Annotated in this window: 1 pseudogene; it reads right to left on the reverse strand. The window is 21.6% G+C overall.

The features are described from left to right. Nucleotides 1-116: 116 nt before the first annotated feature. Nucleotides 117-305 (reverse strand): annotated as a pseudogene (locus EZH24_RS13710) (glycosyltransferase family 2 protein); the annotation flags it as partial.

Genomic DNA, 305 nt, shown 5'->3' on the forward strand with positions numbered 1-305 from the left:
GTATTTTATACAACATATACAATATTTTTCATAATAATTAAATTCTATAATTTAGCATAAAATAACCAACTTGTAAAATTTCATGTCAATAGTTTAAAAACAAGTACAATCATTAATTATCTTATACTTTGATTATAATCATTATCATTTTTCTTTTTAATTTTATTTTTATACCATTTTTTTATAGGTTTAAATAATATATCCGTTATCCAGCTATTATCAGTTGGAAATACTCTTCTTCTTGATATAAAAAGTGTACATTTTCCTATCCACAATACACTGCTGCTCTCATTACATGCATCATT

Origin of the sequence: Brachyspira catarrhinii (genome assembly GCF_005518285.1) — a bacterium.
GTDB classification, from domain to species: domain Bacteria; phylum Spirochaetota; class Brachyspiria; order Brachyspirales; family Brachyspiraceae; genus Brachyspira; species Brachyspira catarrhinii.